Here is a 16416-nt window from a genome sequence, read left to right on the forward strand (position 1 = left end):
TCGTCCCTCCCGGCTCACGCCTGCGCGATGGCGAGCACGGCGTTCTGGCCGCCGAAACCGAACGAGTTGCTCAACGCCAGGTCGATCCCGCGCGGCACGGCGGTGGTCGCCACGTCGATGTCCAGCCGCGGGTCGAGCGCGTCGAGGTTCGCGGTCGGCGGCACGATCCCCTGCTCGACCGCGAGCACCGTGAACACGGCCTCCGCCGCGCCCGCCGCACCGAGCATGTGCCCGGTGACGCCCTTGGTGGACGTCACCAGCGGCCGGGACGGCAGCAGCTCCGCCAGCACCCGCCCCTCCACCAGGTCGTTGAGCTGGGTCGACGTGCCGTGCGCGTTGACGTGCCGGACGTCCGCCGGCGCCGCGTCCGCGTCCGCCAACGCCGCCCGCACGGCCGCGATCACGCCACGCCCCTCGGGGTCCGGGTTGGTGATGTGGTGCGCGTCGGCGCTCGCCCCGTACCCGACGACCCGCGCCCGGACCCGCCGCCGGTCGGCGCGCGCGTCCACCGCGCGGCGCAGCACCAGCACCGCCGCGCCCTCCGCCGCGACGAACCCGTCCCGGTCGGCGTCGAACGGCCGGGACGCCGTGGCCGGATCGTCCCTCCTGGACAGTGCGCCCATCCGGCCGAAACCCGCCATGGTCAACGGGTTGAGCAGCGCGTCGACCCCGCCGGCCAGCACCACGTCGCACCGGCGCGCGGCGAGCAGGTCGCAGGCGACGCCGATGGCCGTGGCCCCGGACGCGCACGCGGTCGACACCACGAGGTTCGGGCCGTGGAAGCCGAACTCCATCGCGATCTGGCTGGCGACCATGTTCGGCAGGTGCATCGGCAGCAGCAACGGCGACACCCCGGTCGGGCCGTCGTCGAGCAGCACGCCGTGCTGCCGTTCGAACGTCTCGCCGCCGCCGGCGGAGGTGCCGATCACCACGCCGACCCTGGCCGCGTCCCAGGTCGTGCGGTCCTCGTCGGCGACGGCCTCGCGTGCGGCGACCAGGGCCAGCTGCGCGAACCGGTCGAGCCGGACCGCACGGCGCGCGCCCAGCAGGGCGTCGGCGTCGAAATCGGGGACGCGGCAGGAGATCGACACCTCGTGCGCGGCCAGCACCGGGTCGTGCGCGGCGGTCGACCGGCCCTCGCGGACCGCCGCCCAGCTCGCCTCCACGCCCACGCCGCCGGGCGTGACCAGGCCCAGCCCGGTGACCGCGATGTCGAGGCCGGTCACCGGTCCGTCCCGGCTCGTTCCTCCATCAGCGCGACGATGTCGCCCACGGTCTCCATGTCGAACAGCTCGTCGTCGCTGATGTGCAGGTCGTGCTCCTTGCCGAGCACCATCGACAGCTCCACGAAGGCGAGCGAGTCCAGGTCCAGGTCGTCCTTGGTGGCGTCCGGGGTGATCTGCTCCGGCGCGACCTTCAGCGTGCTGACGAGGATGTTCTTCAGCGTCTCGTACACGACATCTCTCCTCGTTCACCCGGGTCCCCTCCCGTCCATCGAACCTCATGGCCCGGACCGGCGCTCAAGGAGGTTGCCACCGGCGGGCCGACCGGGCTTTTCCGCGATGGAAAGCGGATTCCCCGGTGACGCGCCGGGGTACTCCGGTCACATGAAGTGGCGCATCGGTGTGGCGGTGGCGGTGCTGGTCGTGGTCGCGGGCTTGGTGGCGGCGGTGTTGATGGTTCCGCGGTTCGGTGGGCTCGGCAGCGACACCGTCGACCGGAGCCAACCGGCGTTGCTGAAGTCGTTGCGGGATCTGAGCCAGTACCACGCTTCGGCCGGCGACTTCCAGGTGGTGCTCGACATCGAGCGCGACGTCCGGTACGTGCCCGCGGTGCTGGCGGGGCAGCGGACGCTGTTCGTGGCGGCGGGGACGGTGAACGCCTACGTCGACTTCGGCCGGTTGGGCGAGGACGCGCTGAAGGTGTCGCCGACGAACGCGTCCGGCGAGGCCCGTCTGGTCGAGTTGGCGTTGCCCCCGGCGGTGCTGGACAAGCCGAACCTGGACCAGGAGCGGTGTTACGTGTTCGCGCAGGAGCGCGGGCTGTTCGACCGGTTGGCGTCGTTGGTGGAGGCGCAGGACCAGCAGCCGTTCTACGTGGCGGCGGAGCGGAAGATCGCGGACGCGGCGCGGGAGTCCGGGCTGGTGCAGCGGGCCGACGACAACACCCGCAAGATGCTGACCGGCATGTTCGGCGCGCTGGGGTACCGGGTGGAGTTCAAGAACCTGGACTGACGCGTCCCGTCAGGTGGGCTGTTCGTCCGTGATCCAGCCCGCGAGGGCGTCGAGGATCGCGGTGAGCCCGAACTCGAACTCGTCGGCGAAGTCGGTGCCGGGCCGGAGGACGTGCTCGGTCGCCATCTCGACGAGGTGCGGGTAGTCGTCCGGGGAGAAGTGCCGCATGATCTCCTCCGTCACCTCGGCGGCGGTGTCGGGGCCGTGGAAGGGAAGAGCGGCCTCCTGGACGGCGAACCCGTAGACGTAGCTGTCGAGCAGGGCGTAGGCGTGGGCGGTCATCGCCACCGAGAAGCCCGCCCGGCGCAGGGTGCCGATGGTCGCGTCGTGGTGGCGCAGGGTCGCGGGGCCGGGGGTGGTCCGCGACTCCAGCAGCCCGATCGCCCAGGGGTGGCGCCGGAGCACGTCACGGGCGGAGGTCGCGCGCCGGTGCATCTCGTGGCGCCAGTCGCCGCCGGGTGACGGCAGTTCGATCCGGCTGAACACGAGGTCGACGATGCCGTCCAGGATCTCGTCCTTGTTGGCGACGTGGTGGTAGAGCGACATCGGCTTGACGCCGAGTTCGTCGGCGAGCGAGCGCATGGTCAGCGAACCGACTCCCCCGGCGTCGGCGATCGCGACGGCGGCGCGCAGGACCCGTTCCCGGCTGAGCGGGGCGCGGTTCGCGGTTCGGTCGCCGACTTGCTTGGGCATGTGGTCTCCCCGACTGGTGACACGTTCGTACTTAGTACGTTACCGTGCGCCTTACTTAGTACGGGAACAGGCCCGCCACCTGCGACGGAGGGACGAACCACCCATGTCATCGAGAGCCATCGGACGGACCATCGGGGCCTTGTTCCTGCTGGCGTTCGTCGTGTACATCGCGGGCGGCGCGCTGGTCGGCTCGGGGTCGGGCCGGGTGGCGGCGGGGGCGCTGCTCATGCTGGTCAACTCGGCCGTCGTCGCCGCCATCGGCGTGCTGGCGTTCCCCGTGCTGAGGCCGCACGACCCGATCTCCGCCCACGCGTACCTGATCGGCCGGGCGGCCGAAGCGGTGATGCTGGCCGTCGGGGTCGTCTTCCTGCTGCTCCTGGTGCCGCTCGCCGAGGAGCACGCGGCTGTCGACAGTTCCGTGCTGTCCGCGTTGGGGAGGATCGCGGTGCAGGGCAACCACTACAGCTACCAGATCGCGATGATGTCCGTGGGTGTCGTCGGCGTGCTGTTCTGCCGGGTCCTGCTGCGCGCGCGTCTGGTGCCCCGGTTCATGGCGGTGTGGGGAGTGATCGGCTACGCCGTCTTCCTGCTCGGCGCGGTCCTCGAAGTCCTCGGTTACGGCGTCGGCGTGGCGCTCTCCGTGCCGGGCGGCCTGTTCGAGATCGCCTTGGGAGCCCTGCTCATCGCGAAGGGCTTCCCCGACCGCGTCGCCGTGGTCGCCGCGTATGCTGCCGGGCGATGAGGCGCAAGCTCCGGCCGCCGCTCGACCAGCGCCACGGCCTCGACCCGGCACGTCTGCGGCTGCCCGACGACGGGCCGTGGGCGACCGTCCGCGATCACCTGGTCGACCGGTTGCCGAGGGTCGCGCCCGAGCGGATCGACCTCATGCTCGCCGAAGGCCGCATCTACGACCTGGCCGGACCGATCGCGCCCGACGCGGCGTTCACGCCCGGCACGTCCGTGTGGTTCCACCGGGACCTGCCCGACGAGGTCGCGGTGCCGTTCGAGATCGGGGTCGTGCACCGCGACGACGCCATCGTCGTGGTCGACAAGCCGCACTTCCTGGCCACCATCCCGCGCGGCAGGCACATCGTGGAGACCGCGCTCGTCCGGCTGCGCCGCGAGCTGGGGCTGCCGCACCTGAGCCCGGCGCACCGGTTGGACCGGGTCACCGCCGGGCTGGTCATGTTCGTGGTCGAACCGGGCCTGCGCGGCAAGTACCAGACGCTGTTCAAAGACCGCGTGGTGCACAAGGAGTACGAGGCGATCGCGCCGCACGACCCGGCGTTGACCCTGCCCACGCGGGTGAGCAGCCGGATCGTCAAGGTCAAGGGCGTCATCACCGCGCAGGAGGTGCCCGGCCCGCCCAACGCCGAGACGCTGGTCGAACTGGTCGAGCACCGCGACGGGTGGGGCCGGTACCGGCTGGTCCCGGCCACCGGCCGCACGCACCAGCTGCGCCTGCACATGGCGTCGCTCGGCGTGCCGATCAGGCACGACGACTTCTACCCCGTCCTGCACGAGAAGCCGCTGGACGATTTCACCAACCCGCTCCAGCTGCTGGCGAAGGTGCTCGCGTTCACCGACCCGGTGACGGGCGAGCACCGTCGCTTCACCAGCAACCTCGGGCTCGCGTTCTAGTCCAGGTAGCCGAGCAGTTGGGCGATCTGGGCGGTGCGGGAGTCGAAGATCCGCGCCGCCAGGTCCTTCGCCTGCGGGTTGATCCCGCCCTCCTTCTCCAGCTTCGCGATGGCCACCGCGTTGTGCTGGTGGGCGATGAGCAGGTTCAGGAACGCCTTCTCGAACTCGCCGGAGCCGGTCGCGGCGAGTTCCGCGATGGCCTCCGGGCTGGTCGAGTGGTCACCCCCGTGACCGGCGTGCAGCTGCGGGTCGTCGCCCGCCTTCTCCGGCTGCTCCCAGTCCGCCAGCCACTTCGTCATCGAGTCCACTTCGGACAGCTGGGTGACCTCGATGGCCGCCGCGAGCGTCTTCACCTCCGCGCGCACGGCCCGGTCCTCGGCCAGGCGCACGATCTCCAGGCCGGCCTTGTGGTGCGGCACGGACATCTGGAGGAACATCACGTCGGTCGCGTTGAACTCGTCGCTCTCCACGACGGTCGACACGGGCGGTGGCGCGGCAGCGGGTACGGCGGTGGGTGTGGTGCCGCAGCCGGTCGACACCAGCAATCCGGCAAGTGCCAGCAATCCGGCCGGCAGGGTCGTGAGGCGTCGCAAGGTCGTCCTCCTTCGCCGAACGGCCCGTCCGCGCCGCGGCAGGGGGCGGCGCGGACGGGCTGCGTTGTCCCAAGCGGTCAGGGCAGTGCGGTCAGAGCTTCTGCCACAGGGCGGCGGTGTTCGGTGGTTCCCAGCCCACGAGGGACGTGTGGGCCTGGATGCACCGGTAGCCGACGCCGCCGTACGTGACCTGCGAGCCGACCGAGTACGCGGTGTTGGGCGCCCACGTGCCGCCCACCGGGGGCGCCGTCGTGGTCGTCGTGGGCCGCGTGGTGGTGGTCGGCGGTGCGGTCGTGGTCGTCGGGCCCCCGCCACCGGGGCCCACCTGGAGGTCGACGCACGAGTAGAACGCCATGGGCGTGTCGGCGATGTTCCAGATGGCCAGCAGCTTGATCCGGCCGGTGCGACCGTCGAGGCCCACGTTGTGCGTCACGGTGGCGCCGGGCTGGCGGCCCCCGTCGTTGAACTCGGCGATCCTGGTGCCGCCGACGTAGTACTCCCACGTGCTGGTGGCGTGCCGGGCGGTGAGCGTCCAGTTGAACGCCACGTTGTTGCCCACCGAAGTGGTGGGCCACGCGCGGCTGTCGTCGTTGAGCTGGGCGAACTGGCCCAGTCCGGCGTGGCAGTTGCGTTGCCCCTTCGGGCCTTCCACGCTCTGGGGCTCGTAGATGATCGGTCCGCAGTTCGAGACGCGGCCCTGTGCGCACATCGCCTGCCTGCTGGGCGGCGAGGAGATGTAGCCGTGCGCGCTCGCCGTTCCCGCTGACACCACGACGATGAACGGTGCGATGCCCACGCCGGCGAGTACCGCCGCGAGCTTGCGTTTCAGGCTCATGTGTCCAGCTCCTTCGGAGGAGATCCGACGGTGGATCTCCCTGGCAGGGTCCATTTCCGCGGCGGCCGGATCACGCGAATGTGTGACGTAGTGCGAGGAAGATGTCACGCAACGCGACGTGGTCTAGACCATAATCGGGAACGTCATCCGGGTCAAGGAGCTGAACCGCCCGGCGGAGCCGCACGTAGGCCTCACTGTGAACGGACATCCCGGTAGGCGTTCCGCCGCACTGGCCGCGGCCGTTATCGCGGCCCTGGCCGTGCCGACACCCGCGGTCGCGCAGCCGAACGCGTCGGACGCGCTGGCGAAGTACGAACAGTTGGCGCGCGAGGCCGAACGGCTGCACGAGGAGCACCTGAAGGCCCAGGACGACCTCAAGGCCAAGCAGGGCGACCTGGACCGCGCGAACGCCGACCTGGCCGACGCCACCCGCGTCGGCGACCTGGCCAGAGCCGACCAGGAAGCGTTCCGCGGCCAGGTCGACGTGCTCACCGAGGCGTCGTTCGAGGGCGCCCGGTTCACCCAGCTGTCCGCGCTGCTGGTCAGCGACTCGCAGCAGGACTTCCTGAACCGGATGAGCGCGCTGGGCGTGCTCGCCGCCGACAACGAGGAGGCGCTGAACCGCCTGTCGGTCGCCGTCGACACGGCCGAGCAGGCCACCGCCGACGCACAGGACGCGCAACAGCGCGCGACCACCGCCGCCGGCGAGGCGCAACGGCTCGTCACCGACCTCGCCGACCGCAAGACGGCGATGAACAAGCAGGTCACGGACGCGCGGGCGCAGTACCGCTCGCTCAGCGCGACCGACAAGGCGGTGCTCGCGGCGCCCGGCGACACGTCGGCCGTCGCCGTGCCCGCGGGTGCCGCCGGCGCGGCACTGCAGTTCGCCCTCTCGCAACGCGGGAAGCCGTACGTGTTCGGCTCCAACGGTCCCAACTCGTGGGACTGCTCCAGCCTCACCCAGGCGGCCTACCGCGCGGCGGGCGTGACCATCGGGCGCACCACCTACGTGCAGGCCACCGTGGGCCGTGCCGTGACGAGAGCGCAGGTCCAGCCCGGCGACCTGATCATCTACTACTCCGGCCAGTCGCACGTGGCGATGGCCGTGGACGGCGTGCGCGCCGTGCACGCGTCGACCGAGGGCGTTCCCGTGAAGATCGCCGACATCGACTCGATCGGCCCGATCAGTGTGATCCGCCGTGTGGTTGGCTGACACTGGCGGGCATGGAAGAGCACAAGGTCATCGCCGACGACGGCCGCGTGTTGTGGGCGGCCGAACTGGGGCGGGGCGAACCGCTGGTGCTGTGCCACGGCGGCCCCGGGCTGTGGGACATGTTCGACGGGCTCGCCGAGTTGCCGGCCGAACGGGTGCGGGTCATCCGCTGGGACCAGCGCGGCGGCGGCCGGTCCGAGCGCGAGGGGCCGTACACCACGGCCCGCACCCTGGCCGACCTGGACGCCGTAAGAGTCCACTTCGGACTGTCGAGGACGGCTCTGTTGGGTCACTCCTGGGGCGCCGACGTGGCGCTGCACTACGCGTTGGACTACCCGAACCGGGTCACGTCGCTGGTCTACGTCTCCGGCACCGGGTTGGGGCAGGAGTGGCGCCACGAGTACCGGCGCAACCTGGCCGAACGGCTGGCCGACCAGCCGGAGGGTCCGACCGGGCGTGAGGCCGCGGTCCGGCTGTGGACCGCGGACTTCGCCGACCCGCCGACGGCCCGGCAGAAGGCGGAAGAGCTGGCCACGCCGTGGTTCGGCGTGAACGAGGAGGCGAACGCCGCGTTGAACGCCGAGTCGCGCACGTGGGACGAGCGCGACCTGGTGGGGCGGTGCCGCGAGCTGGCCGTGCCGACGCTGATCATCGACGGCGCGGAGGACGTGCGGCCGAGGTGGGCGGTGGACTCGCTGGCCGAGGCGCTGCCGGACGTGGCGCGGGTCGTGCTGCCCAGCGCCGGCCACGTGCCGTGGGTCGAGTCGCCCGGATCGTTCGGGTTGGCCGTTCTCGCGCACCTGGCCCATTGAGCGGCGGGGAGGGGCCGTGGCGGCGCACGGCTCCTCCCCGTCTTTTTCGTTGTCAGCAGCCGGTCTCGTGGTCCGCCTGACACCTCACCGCGCCGTGCGGCCCACGTACGCCACGACCTCCGGTCGGACGACCACCCGGTGGCCGTCGGCGTAACCGGGCCGCACGGTGCGGGCCACGGTGTCCACCAGCTCCGGGTCGTCGGTGACCTCCGTGCCGACGACGTGGTGCCGGGCGTCCAGCGGGTGGCCGTCCGGCACGACCACCCGGACACCGCCGGCGGCGAGCACGTCGTACGCCTGGCACGCCACGTCCTCCGGCAGCCGCGGCAGCAGGTCGGTCAGGCCTCGCACCAGCACGTCGTGCCTCTCGTGCCTCTCGTGCCTCTCGTTCCGCCGGACCGGCGGCGAGCGGGTGCGTGACACCTCGGCCGCCGCCGCACCCAGCAGCACGGCCGCCACCAGCAGCGCCAACGCCGGGACGACGGGCGCCGACACGGACGCGGGCACGGACACCGCCGCCCACCAGCCGTCCGGGGTGGCCGACGAGCCGACCACACCGCCCTCGGCCACCAGCAACGACACCGCCGCCCGGTCCACCTCGCCGACCACCACCGCGACCCGGTGCGTGCCCTCCCGGCTCGGGACCTCGTTCGCCCGACCCGGCCGCACGACCACCGCGCGGGTGCCCTCGGGCAGGACCCGGCCGACCTCGTCGGCGATCACGATGCCGTCGGTCTGGTCGGTTTGGTCGGCTTGGGCGGCTTGGGCGGTGCTCAACGCGGCGCCGGCGATGGCCCGCGCGTCGACCGACGGTGTCGCGGGTGCCAGCGTCGCGCCGAGGGCCAGGTACGCGCCCAACGCGGCCAGCACGACCACCCCGCCGACGATCGCGGTCCGGTGGTCGGTCGGTTTGATCACGCTTCCTCCACAAGGAGGTAGTCGGCCGGGCGCGACGCCGGCCGGCGGTCCGTACGGGTGAATCGACGCGACGCTGCCGGCGTGTGACGCTGGGCGACGACGCCGCCGCGCGGGTCGACGGCTTGGCCCGATCGTGACTGGCCGGGGCGTCCACCGGTCACGGACACTGATCGACATGCCGCACATCGAGTTGGACAACCCGCTACCCGGTATCACCGGGCTCCTCGCCTACCGCCCCGAGACGGGGCGCCCCCTGAGCGAGCTGGTCGAGGTCCTGCTGCGCGGTCCGAACGGGCTGTCGCGCGGCGAGCGGGAGCTGATCGCCGCGCACGTGTCCGAGTTGAACAGCTGCAGGTTCTGCGCGTCGTCGCACGCCGCGTTCGCCGCCGCGCAGCTGCCGGAGGACCACGTGCACACGCCGAAGCTGGTCGCGTTGCTCGACATCGCGACGGCGGTCGTGGAGAGCGGGCGGGCGGTGACGTCCGAGCTGGTGGCGAAGGCGAAGGAGACGGGCGCGAGCGACGTGGAGGTGCACGACACCGTGCTGATCGCCGCGGTGTTCTGCATGATGAACCGCTATGTGGACGGTCTGGCCACGTGGGCGCCCGACGACCCCGAGGCGTACACCGCGATGGCCGCCCGCGTGGTGCAGGAGGGCTACACCAGGCCCCTCTGACCCCTGCCTCTCGTCACCGCTGATCGCGGCGGAACTCGGCCCACCACCGGTCGCCGGTGCGGTCCACGAGCACCGCGCGGAGGTCGTCGTCGGCGTACGACTCGATCTCCGCGCGCACCAACGGCCAGGGCGGGCCTTCCACGGGCGCGTCGTCGGGCGCGTCGTCGTCGCGGGCCGAGGCCAGCACGAGCAACGTGCCGCCCGGCGCGACGAACCGACGCATGTGCGCGATGCCGGTGGGGCGAACGTCGGCGGGCAGGGATTGGGCGATCAGCACCTCCAGCACGACGTCGAACGCACCCCACCACTCGGCGGGCGGGTCCAGCAGGTCCGCGACCACGAACCGCGCGCCCGGAAACCGCTCCCGCGCGACCCGCACCGCCGTCGGCGAGATGTCGAAGCCGATCGTGTCGAACCCGAGCTGCGCGAGGAATCCCGCGTCCTGCCCATGCCCGGCGCCGACGACAAGCGCGCGCTTACCGCTCCCGTCGACTCCCTTGAAGCGCTCGATGATCAACTGGTGCGGCCCGTCACGCGCCCAGGGCACTTCCACCTCACCACGTGAGGCGGCGGCGTAGAGCCGTTCGAACGCCGTGGACGGGTCGAACGCCCCGCCACTCCCCTCGGCCCCGGTGTGCTCGATCAAGGCCGCGATCACCACATCCCAAACCCCGGCCGGCAACTCGTGACCAGTGTCCTCCAGCACGAGCAACCGCGCACCGGGCACCTCGCGCACCATCGCTTCCGCGTGCCCCACGGGAACGAGCGGATCAACGTCCCCGTGCACGACCAACACAGGCACCTCGATCGAACCCAACCGAGCCCGCCAAGGCTCCCCACCGCCCACTTGGAGGTGGTTGGCGCTGGACGCGATGTTCAGCGCCCGATCAACCACCCGCCCCGCCACCTCACGCGCGGCACCCACATCCACCGGCCGCGACCCGACGAACGGCCGTTGCGCCTCGACCAGGTACTCGATCACCGCGTCACGGTCACCCCAGTCAGGCACAGGAGTCCCACCGCCCGCGAAGTGCTCCAGCAGCGCCGGCGACATGGGCGGCAGATCCGGCTCGTTCGGCCCGGCGGGACTCGACGAGATCAACGTCAGCGACGCCACCCGATCCGCGAAGTCGAGCGCCACGAGCTGCGCGATCCCACCACCCATGGAAATCCCGACCACATGCGCCGCCGACACCCCCAGGGCGTCCAACACCCCAACCGCGTCCGCCGCCAGATCCGGGAACTCGTACCCGGGCTCCCCGGGCGGATACGTCACGGACCGCCCGGTATCCCGATGGTCGTACCGAACCACGTACCGCGCCCCAGCAGCCAGGCGCACGCAGAACTCATCGGCCCACGACAGCATCGACCCCGACGCCCCGGCGATCAGCAGCACCGCCGGATCGGCCGCCGACCCGAAGGTCTCCACACACAGGTCGACACCATTGGCCCGCACGATCCGCTCGGTCACCCCGCCACCGTAACCGTGCCTGTGGGTCGACCCGCTCGGCGCTTACCCCGACCGAGCCCTCGCCTCTCGCACCGACTGCACCAAGCCTGCGCCCTGTCTGCGCCCTGCCTGTCTGCGCGCTGTCTGCTCTGCCCGCGTCGCCTGCCTTTGCCTACGGTGCCCTCGCCGCCATGCCGCCTCCTTCCAACCCGGCAACGTCAATGGTGCGCTGAAAGTTGCCCATTGACGCATTCATCCCTCGTTCGGGTGATCTTGGACATCGATCACCGAGGCGCTCACCTGCGGAAATGGGAGATTAGTCTAGTGCGGCGGCTTGCGCTACCAGCTCTGCCTGGCGGAATCGGTCCTCTGTGAACGGCATCGTCACCACTCGGTCCGCTCCCGCTTCCGCCAGCCGGGCGAAGTGCTCCCGCGCCTGCGAGACCGACCCGGTCACCACGACCTCCCGCGCCTGCTCCTCGGTCAACCCGTAGTCGGTCATCGACCGGATCCGGTGGTCCACCACGGAATCCGGCACGTCCCCCAACGCCACGCTCACCCCGACCGTCACCCCGCACACCGGCCGCCCGTGCTCCTCCGCCAACTCCGCCAACCGCGCCACCCCCGACGCCACCGCCCGCAACGGCACGAAAGCCGGATACCAGTGGTCGCCGAACCGTGCCGCCCGGCGCAGAGCGGTCCCGCCGACCAACACCGGCGGCATCACGGCACCTGGTGCCAGCACGACCTCCGCCCCGTGCACGGACACCGCCTTCCCCCGCACCAGATCCGGCAACACCGACAGCGCCGCGTCCGTCCGCCGCCCCCGCTCCGAGAACGGCACGTCGACCGCACGCCAAGCGGCCTCACCGTGCGCGGAACCGCCGCTGCCGACCCCGAGCAGCACCCGCTCCCCCGACAGGTGCTGCAACGTCGCGATCTGCTTCGCCGCCCAAGCCACCGGCCGCAGCGGCAGCACCATCACGCCGAACCCGAGCCGAATCCGCGTGGTAGCAGCCGCCACGGTCGCCAACACCAGCGTCGCGTCCAGGAACGGGTTCACCGGGATCAGGTGATCGCCGTGCCACACCGACTCCAGCCCCAACCCCTCGGCGTGCTGCGCGTGCTCGACCGCGTCCGAGCCGAAGCCGGGCAACGTGATCCCGACCTCCATCACCGCACCTCCAGCAACGTCTTGCCGACCGTGGCGCGACCCTCGATGGCGGCGTGCGCGTCGGCGGCCCGTTCCAGCGGGAACCGTTGGCCGATCACGGGACGCAGCCGTCCCTCCGCCGCCCGCACCAACACCTCCGACACCAAAGAGCGCATTTCCGAAGTGGACGGCCGCGTACCCCGCACCAACGTCACCCCACGCGCCGCCGCAACCGAAGGATCGATGTCCGCCCAAGTCCCACCCGCCAGCCCGTAGCTCAACATCCGCCCGCCGTCCCGCAGCAACCCGAACGCCTCACCGGCCAACGCCCCGCCGACCCCGTCGAACACGACGTCCACCGGCGGGACGCGAGACGCCCACCCGGCTTCCCAGCACCTCAGGCCCGCCGAACTCCGTCATCCACACCGCGCGCATCGCATCCCCCAGTAGCCCGGTCGAGTGATGCCCACAGCCTGTGACCTCGACTTAACTGGAGGTCAAACTCGGTCTTGTGAATGTGCGGCGAGTCACCCTAGAGTCTCTGGGAGCGCTCCCAGGAAGGGTTCCAGGAGCGTCGTCAACCGTCAGAGCAGACGGAGGAGACCCAAGTCCATGAGATCGCTTCCTTCTCCCCGGTGGCGCCGTCAGGCCACCGCAGCCCTCGCATTAGTGGCGGTGAGCGGCGCGTTAGCGTCCGGAACGGCCCACGCAGCGGACTACGAGCGCCTGATCAACGGCACGTTCAGCAGCGGCTCGGCGGACCCGTGGTGGGCGAGCGCCGGCGTGTCGAACCGGGTCGTGAACGGCGAGTTGTGCGCCACCGTCACCGGCGGCACGGCCAACCCGTGGGACGCCCTCATCGGCCAGAACGGCGTGCCGTTCGAGGCGGGCCAGCCCTACACGATGTCCTTCGACGCCTACGCCTCGGTGGCCCGACCGGCGGCGGCCGTCGCCGGTGAGGGTGTCGACCCGTACCGGCAGATCGCGAAGCACGACATCGCGCTGACCACGACGAAGCAGCGGTTCACCTTCACGTTCACCTCGGAGCTGGACTTCCCGGACGCGGGGCCTGGTCAGGTGACCTTCCACCTGGGCGCGCAGGCGGCCGACACCACGGTCTGCGTGGACAACCTCTCGCTGATCGGCGGGGTGAAGCCGCCGGGCGGCGACCCGAGCGTGCCCGCGAAGAAGGTGAACGTCGACCAGGTCGGCTACGTGCCTGGCCTGCCGAAGCACGCGACCCTCACCTCCGACGCGACCACGCCGCAGACGTGGACGTTGAAGAACTCCGCGGGCACCACCGTGGCCACCGGTCAGACGACGCCCAAGGGCGCGGACGCCGAGTCCGGCGACTCCACGCACCTGATCGACTTCTCGTCCTTCGACACCGCGGGCACCGGCTACACGCTGACCGTCGGCACGGAGACGAGCTACCCGTTCGACATCGCCACCGACGCGATCAAGAAGCTGCGGTACGACTCGCTGGCGTTCTTCTACCACCAGCGCAGCGGTGTCGAGATCGAGGCGCAGTACGTGGGCGACACCTACGCGCGCCCGGCCGGTCACCTCAACGTCGCGCCGAACCAGGGTGACGACGACGTCCCCTGCCTGACCGGTGTCGACTGCGGTTACACGCTGGACGTGCGCGGCGGCTGGTACGACGCGGGCGACCACGGCAAGTACGTGGTCAACGGCGGCATCTCGGCGTGGCAGGTGCTCAACACCTACGAGCGCGCGAAGCTGATCGGCGACGCGGCCGCGCTGGGCGACGGCAAGCTGGCCATCCCGGAGAAGGCGAACGGCGTGCCGGACATCCTGGACGAGGCGCGCTGGGAGGTCGAGTTCCTGCTGAAGATGCAGGCGCCCGACGGCATGGTGCACCACAAGATCCACGACGCGAACTGGACCGGTCTGCCGACCCTGCCGCACGAGGACAGCCAGCCCCGCCGGTTGTCCGCGACGAGCACGGCCGCGACGCTGAACACGGCGGCGGTGGCCGCGCAGTCGGCGCGCATCTGGAAGACGATCGACCCGGCGTTCTCGGCGAAGGCGCTCGCGGCGGCCACCAAGGCGTACGCGGCGGCGAAGGCGAACCCGGACAAGATCGCCGACCCGAACGACGGCACCGGCGGCGGCGCGTACAGCGACGCGACGGTGACCGACGAGTTCTACTGGGCCGCGGCGGAGCTGTTCGCCACGACCGGTGCGGCGGCCTACCGCGCCGACGTGACGTCGTCGCCGCACTTCAAGGGCGCGAGCCTGGACGCGCGCGGCTTCGACTGGGGTTCCACGGGTCCGCTGGGCGATATCACGCTGGCGCTGGTGCCCAACGGCCTGCCGGCCGCGGACGTCTCGGCGATCAAGTCGGCGTTCACGTCGGTCGCGGACTCGCACCTGTCGCAGATGGCGACGCAGGGCTACCCCGCGCCGTACCGCACGTTGACGGGCTACGACTGGGGCTCGAACGGCCTCATCGCGAACAACATCGCGGTGTTGGCGCTGGCGCACGACTTCACCGGCGCGGCCAAGTACCGCGAGGGTGTGTTCCAGGGTCTGCACTACCTGTTGGGCCGCAACCCGATGTCGTACTCGTACGTCACGGGCTACGGCGAGCAGCCGGTGAAGAACGTGCACCACCGGCACTGGGCGAACCAGCTGGAGCCGACCCTCCCGACCGCGCCCGCGGGTGTGCTGTCGGGTGGTCCGAACAGCGCGCTGCAGGACCCGGTCGCCGCGCGTCTGCTCCAGGGCTGCAAGCCGCAGAAGTGCTTCGTGGACCACATCGACGCGTACTCGCTGAACGAGGTCACGGTCAACTGGAACTCCGCGTTCGCGTGGATCTCCAACTGGGCGGCGGAGAAGGTCACCGCGCCGGTGGCCGGCTCCTGCAAGGTGGTGTGGCGGGCCTCGACCTGGTCCACCGGCATGTCGGCGAACATCACCGTGACGAACACGAGCCGTCAGGCGTGGTCGGCGTGGAAGCTGGAGTTCACCATGCCGGGCACGCAGAGGATCACGCACGGCTGGTCGGCGACGTGGAGCCAGGCGGGCCAGGCGGTCAGCGCGACGAACGCGTCGTGGAACGGCGCCGTGCCGCCGGGCGGTTCGGTCGGCATCGGTTTCAACTCTTCGGGGTCGGGTTCGGGTGAACCGACCGACTTCCGGCTGAACGGCCAGTCCTGCACCAGGGGCTGACCGCGTGGACCGGTGGCGGGCTCCCCGCGCAGAGCCCGCCACCGGTCGACCACCTCGCGAAACCACCACGGCGTGGTGCTGCCGGGGATGCTCGCCGACGAGTGGTTCGCCGGCAGCCGATCACGGGTCGACCGATCACGGGTCGGCCCATCGTCCGATTAGGACTGTCCGGCGGCCTTCAGCGTGGCCAGCAACTCCTCCGGCGCTTCCGCCACGACGTTGTGCCCGACCGGAAGTTCGGTGACGTGCCAGGCCGGGTCGTGGCGCAGCCGTTCGTAGGTGCCGGCGAGCGGGGTGTCGGCCATGCCCGCGAGGAACATGTACCGCCGGTCCGGGACCTTGTCCACGGCGCCGGTCAGCAACGCGCGCTGGAGCAGCGTGGGCAACGGGTGGGGCGTGGCGCGTTCGTCGAAGAACGGCAGCGGCGCCATGGAGAACCCGTCGCCCGACGAGCCCTCGACGTACCAGGTGCGCCAGTCGCCGTGCACGATGTCGTACGCGGACTCGCCGTCGCGCGGCACGAACGCGTCCACGTAGACCAGCGACCTGATCCGGTCGGGCACCCGGTCGGCGACGGTGGTGATCACCATGCCGCCGTAGCTGTGCCCGGCCAGCACGACGTCGCGCAGGTCCAGCCGTTCGAACAGGTCCAGCACCTCGGCCGCGTGGTCCTCCAGGTTCACCCGACCGGTGCTCAACGTGACCGCGTGCACCTCGTGGCCCTCGGCGCGCAGCCGCTCGGAGATCGGGTCGTAGTACCAGCCGCCGTGGCAGGCGCCGGGGATCAGCACGTAAGTCGTCATGGGCACCACGCTAGTGTCCTGAGTCGTTGATTCGTTGTATGTTGTCGCCATGGCTCGTCGTGGACCTGCGTTGCCCGAGTTGGTGTTGACCGACATCGAGCGTCAGACGCTGGAGGGGTGGGTGCGCCGTCGTTCGACGGCGCAGGCGTTGGCGTTGCGGTCGCGGATCGTGTTGGAGTGCGCCGAGGGCGTGTCCAATA

The 16416-nt window shown here is 71.2% G+C and carries 17 protein-coding genes; 7 read left to right on the forward strand and 10 right to left on the reverse strand.

Annotated features, from left to right (window positions below):
• Positions 1-14: 14 nt before the first annotated feature.
• Both FM051_RS37275 and FM051_RS37280 read right to left on the reverse strand, forming a co-directional pair.
• Positions 15-1226, reverse strand: coding sequence for a beta-ketoacyl-[acyl-carrier-protein] synthase family protein (locus tag FM051_RS37275; RefSeq protein WP_158851702.1), 1212 nt, complete (start codon positions 1224-1226; stop codon positions 15-17).
• On the reverse strand, positions 1223-1456 hold the full coding sequence (locus FM051_RS37280) for an acyl carrier protein (protein WP_158851704.1): 234 nt from the start codon (positions 1454-1456) through the stop codon (positions 1223-1225). Before FM051_RS37280 ends, FM051_RS37275 begins: the two co-directional genes overlap by 4 nt.
• A gap of 151 nt (positions 1457-1607) precedes the next feature.
• Between FM051_RS37280 and FM051_RS37285 the strand changes: the two genes are divergently transcribed.
• The gene (locus tag FM051_RS37285; protein WP_158851706.1) at positions 1608-2234 is read left to right on the forward strand and encodes a DUF4230 domain-containing protein; all 627 of its coding nucleotides are present in this window, start codon (positions 1608-1610) and stop codon (positions 2232-2234) included.
• A gap of 9 nt (positions 2235-2243) precedes the next feature.
• On the opposite strand, the gene FM051_RS37290 is transcribed toward FM051_RS37285, so the two are convergent.
• Positions 2244-2927 carry a TetR/AcrR family transcriptional regulator gene (locus FM051_RS37290; RefSeq protein ID WP_158851708.1) on the reverse strand — a complete coding sequence of 228 codons (684 nt, stop codon included), beginning with the start codon at positions 2925-2927 and terminating at the stop codon, positions 2244-2246.
• Between the two features lie 103 nt (positions 2928-3030).
• On the opposite strand from FM051_RS37290, the gene FM051_RS37295 reads away from it, so the two are divergent.
• Both FM051_RS37295 and FM051_RS37300 read left to right on the forward strand, forming a co-directional pair.
• Complete coding sequence (locus FM051_RS37295) at positions 3031-3669, forward strand: DUF4386 domain-containing protein (RefSeq protein WP_158851709.1); 639 nt, start codon at positions 3031-3033, stop codon at positions 3667-3669.
• The gene (locus FM051_RS37300; RefSeq protein ID WP_158851710.1) at positions 3666-4568 is read left to right on the forward strand and encodes an RluA family pseudouridine synthase; all 903 of its coding nucleotides are present in this window, start codon (positions 3666-3668) and stop codon (positions 4566-4568) included. Before FM051_RS37295 ends, FM051_RS37300 begins: the two co-directional genes overlap by 4 nt.
• Here the strand turns inward: FM051_RS37300 and FM051_RS37305 are convergent.
• Complete coding sequence (locus FM051_RS37305) at positions 4565-5161, reverse strand: DUF305 domain-containing protein (RefSeq protein ID WP_238412920.1); 597 nt, start codon at positions 5159-5161, stop codon at positions 4565-4567. The genes FM051_RS37300 and FM051_RS37305 overlap by 4 nt on opposite strands.
• A 91-nt stretch (positions 5162-5252) precedes the next feature.
• Complete coding sequence (locus FM051_RS37310) at positions 5253-5996, reverse strand: lytic polysaccharide monooxygenase (RefSeq protein WP_158851711.1); 744 nt, start codon at positions 5994-5996, stop codon at positions 5253-5255.
• Between the two features lie 196 nt (positions 5997-6192).
• Here FM051_RS37310 and FM051_RS37315 point away from each other — a divergent pair, with 196 nt between their 5' ends.
• On the forward strand, positions 6193-7209 hold the full coding sequence (locus FM051_RS37315) for a C40 family peptidase (RefSeq protein ID WP_158851712.1): 1017 nt from the start codon (positions 6193-6195) through the stop codon (positions 7207-7209).
• Positions 7210-7220: 11 nt separating this feature from the next.
• A complete protein-coding gene (locus tag FM051_RS37320) occupies positions 7221-8021 on the forward strand; it encodes an alpha/beta fold hydrolase (RefSeq protein WP_158851713.1) in 801 nt (266 codons plus the stop codon).
• 84 nt (positions 8022-8105) lie between these two features.
• Here FM051_RS37320 and FM051_RS37325 read toward each other — a convergent pair whose 3' ends face one another.
• Positions 8106-8939 (reverse strand): nucleotide exchange factor GrpE, encoded by an 834-nt coding sequence (locus FM051_RS37325; protein ID WP_158851714.1) that lies wholly within the window; start codon positions 8937-8939, stop codon positions 8106-8108.
• 175 nt (positions 8940-9114) lie between these two features.
• Here FM051_RS37325 and FM051_RS37330 point away from each other — a divergent pair, with 175 nt between their 5' ends.
• Complete coding sequence (locus FM051_RS37330; RefSeq protein WP_158851715.1) at positions 9115-9615, forward strand: carboxymuconolactone decarboxylase family protein; 501 nt, start codon at positions 9115-9117, stop codon at positions 9613-9615.
• Between the two features lie 13 nt (positions 9616-9628).
• Here FM051_RS37330 and FM051_RS52330 read toward each other — a convergent pair whose 3' ends face one another.
• From FM051_RS52330 to FM051_RS37345, 3 genes are all read right to left on the reverse strand, one after another.
• The gene (locus FM051_RS52330) at positions 9629-11086 is read right to left on the reverse strand and encodes an alpha/beta fold hydrolase (RefSeq protein WP_158851716.1); all 1458 of its coding nucleotides are present in this window, start codon (positions 11084-11086) and stop codon (positions 9629-9631) included.
• Positions 11087-11381: 295 nt separating this feature from the next.
• Positions 11382-12239 (reverse strand): LLM class flavin-dependent oxidoreductase, encoded by an 858-nt coding sequence (locus FM051_RS37340; protein ID WP_158851718.1) that lies wholly within the window; start codon positions 12237-12239, stop codon positions 11382-11384.
• Entirely contained in the window at positions 12239-12577 is a 339-nt protein-coding gene (locus FM051_RS37345) for a zinc-binding dehydrogenase (protein WP_238412921.1), read from the reverse strand. Before FM051_RS37345 ends, FM051_RS37340 begins: the two co-directional genes overlap by 1 nt.
• Before the next feature lie 316 nt (positions 12578-12893).
• On the opposite strand from FM051_RS37345, the gene FM051_RS37350 reads away from it, so the two are divergent.
• Entirely contained in the window at positions 12894-15413 is a 2520-nt protein-coding gene (locus FM051_RS37350) for a glycoside hydrolase family 9 protein (RefSeq protein WP_238412922.1), read from the forward strand.
• A gap of 158 nt (positions 15414-15571) precedes the next feature.
• Here the strand turns inward: FM051_RS37350 and FM051_RS37355 are convergent, their stop codons facing one another.
• Positions 15572-16216 carry an alpha/beta fold hydrolase gene (locus tag FM051_RS37355; protein WP_158851722.1) on the reverse strand — a complete coding sequence of 215 codons (645 nt, stop codon included), beginning with the start codon at positions 16214-16216 and terminating at the stop codon, positions 15572-15574.
• Between the last annotated feature and the right edge of the window lie 200 nt (positions 16217-16416).

The sequence above is a fragment of the Saccharothrix deserti genome (assembly GCF_009769385.1).
Lineage (GTDB): Bacteria > Actinomycetota > Actinomycetes > Mycobacteriales > Pseudonocardiaceae > Actinosynnema > Actinosynnema deserti.